Annotated in this window: 3 protein-coding genes; 2 read left to right on the top strand and 1 reads right to left on the bottom strand. The window is 71.1% G+C overall.

Annotation, left to right across the window (positions count from 1 at the left end):
* Window positions 1-276 (top strand): bifunctional DNA primase/polymerase (locus AOK24_RS46780; protein ID WP_206191337.1); only part of this gene is annotated, 276 nt, incomplete at its 5' end.
* A gap of 127 nt (window positions 277-403) precedes the next feature.
* On the opposite strand, the gene ftsY is transcribed toward AOK24_RS46780, so the two are convergent.
* Window positions 404-1,582 (bottom strand): signal recognition particle-docking protein FtsY, encoded by a 1,179-nt coding sequence (gene ftsY / locus AOK24_RS37385; protein WP_055724392.1) that lies wholly within the window; start codon window positions 1,580-1,582, stop codon window positions 404-406.
* 187 nt (window positions 1,583-1,769) lie between these two features.
* Between ftsY and AOK24_RS37380 the strand changes: the two genes are divergently transcribed.
* Window positions 1,770-2,273, top strand: a 504-nt coding sequence (locus AOK24_RS37380; RefSeq protein ID WP_159052125.1) for an LLM class flavin-dependent oxidoreductase, incomplete at its 3' end; no start/stop codon positions are given.

The following is a 2,273-nucleotide window of genomic DNA, read 5'->3' as shown; positions in this document are numbered from 1 at the left end:
GGGGAGGGAGGCTGCCGCGCCCACTTCTTCGTAGCCCCAGGCGCGGCAGCCTCCCTCCCCGACCTCCTGTACCGCATGGGCTGGGACGACCCCACAACCCTGGACCTGAGGGGCCTGGGCAAGGGCGCATACATCACGGCACCACCATCGGACAGGGCAGGCCTGGGCCCGGTCACATGGCTCCGCCCCCCGGACCTGGACTCAGCAACGAAGCCTCCGGCGGCGAGACTGCTCCTGGGAACGCTGGCGTACGTGGCACACAGGTCAAGGGCATAAAAAAGTGCCCGCTTCTCTACCAAGAAACGGGCACTCGATTGTTTTTAGGGGCGCGGGGAACGGCGCGACCAGCCACAAACTACCCGCAGCCGCCGAACCACAGAACCCGGCACCCCAATAGGCACCCCTAGTCCCCGATAAGCGCATCGACGAACGCCTCAGGCTCGAACGGCGCCAGATCGTCCGCCCCCTCCCCCAGCCCGATCAACTTCACCGGCACCCCCAGCTCCCGCTGCACCGCCACGACGATCCCACCCTTGGCAGTCCCGTCCAGCTTCGTCAGCACAATGCCCGTGATGTCGACGACCTCGGCGAACACCCGAGCCTGAACGAGCCCGTTCTGCCCCGTGGTCGCGTCCAGCACGAGCAGCACTTCGTCCAGCGGCGCCTGCTTCTCGACGACCCGCTTGACCTTCCCCAGCTCGTCCATGAGCCCGGTCTTCGTATGCAACCGCCCGGCCGTGTCGATGAGCACGACATCGACGCCCATCTCCTTACCCTCCTTCACCGCGTCGAAGGCGATGGAGGCGGGGTCACCCCCCTCGGGCCCACGCACGGTGTACGCCCCGACCCGCTCCCCCCACGTCTGCAACTGATCCGCGGCGGCGGCGCGAAACGTATCCGCAGCGCCGAGCACGACGGTCCGCCCGTCCGCGACGAGCACCCGCGCCAGCTTCCCGGTCGTGGTCGTCTTCCCGGTCCCGTTGACCCCGACGACCATGACGACGCCCGGCTTGCGCCCCTCGGGCTCGGTCTGGACGGCCCGGTCCACGTCCGTACCGACGAGCTTGAGCAGCTCCTCCCGCAGCAGGCCGCGCAGCTCGTCCGGCGTCCGCGTCCCGAGCACCTTCACGCGCTCGCGGAGCCCGTCGACGAGTTCCTGCGTGGGCATGACGCCGACGTCGGCGGTGAGGAGGATCTCCTCGATCTCCTCCCACGTGTCGTCGTCGAGGTGCTCGCGCGACAGCAGCGTGAGCAGGCCCTTGCCGAGCGCGTTCTGGGAGCGGGAGAGCCGTGCGCGGAGCCGGACGAGGCGCCCGGCCGTGGGCTCGGGGACCTCGATCGCGGGAGCCTCGGGCTCCACCGCGGCCGGCAGGTCGACTTCCTCTATGGTTCGCCGCTCTTCGTCGCGCGGCGTCTCGGCCTCGTCACCGACGTGCGGTTCGGCCGGTGGCGCGGTCAGGTCGGGCGTGGTGGACGGCGGCGGCGCGGGCAGCGACTTCTTGCGCCGCGTCCCGACGACGAGTCCACCGATCGCACCGAGGAGGACCACGGCGATGATGACTACAAGGATGACGGTTTCCATAACGGGTCCAGTATGCGTGACCTCAGGATCGGCGGGCCGTCGGCCGCACGGGCCGCGCATACCGGGAGCGTGCCGGGGCGGGCGGGGTCCGGGGGCTGCCGCACCCCTCGCCGTACCCCTCGCCGCACCCCTGGCCATCTGACGTACCGTCAGCTACGGTCCCTCCCCACCGACGAAGGGGACCGCCATGCCCGTCTCCGTGCTCCGCTTCAACCTCGCCGCCCCGGACGCCACCCCCGCCGAGCTGGCGGCCCGCTATCAGGCCGCCCTCCGCATGGCCGCGTACGCCGACGGCCATGGCGTGACGACCGTCCAGACGGAGGAGCACCACGGCGCCGAGAACAACTGGCTGCCGTCGCCGTTCACGTTCGCGGGCGCGGTCCTGGGGGCCACGGAGCGCCTCGCGGTGACCGTCTCCGCCGCGATCGGCCCGCTCCACGACCCCCTGCGGCTGGCGGAGGACATCGCCGTACTGGACCTCCTGAGCGGAGGCCGCCTGATGACGGTGGCCGGGATCGGGTACCGCCGCGAGGAGTACGACCGGGCGGGCGTCCCCTGGGAGCGCCGGGGCCGTCTCCAGGACGAGCTTCTGGAGACGCTCCTCCAGGCGTGGACCGGCGAGGACTTCACGTACCGGGGCCGCAAGGTACGGGTCACCCCCCGCCCGGTGACGGCCCCGGTACGTGAAGTC

It is taken from the genome of Streptomyces niveiscabiei (genome assembly GCF_001419795.1).
Lineage (GTDB): Bacteria > Actinomycetota > Actinomycetes > Streptomycetales > Streptomycetaceae > Streptomyces > Streptomyces niveiscabiei.
The sequence above is the reverse complement of the archived record's forward strand: the minus strand, read 5'-3'. Positions and strand labels throughout refer to the sequence as shown.

Bases quoted from the DNA above. Each gene is read 5' to 3' on its own strand.
- ftsY (WP_055724392.1), bottom strand. From the start codon at position 1,582: ATGGAAACCGTCATCCTTGTAGTCATCATCGCCGTGGTCCTCCTCGGT.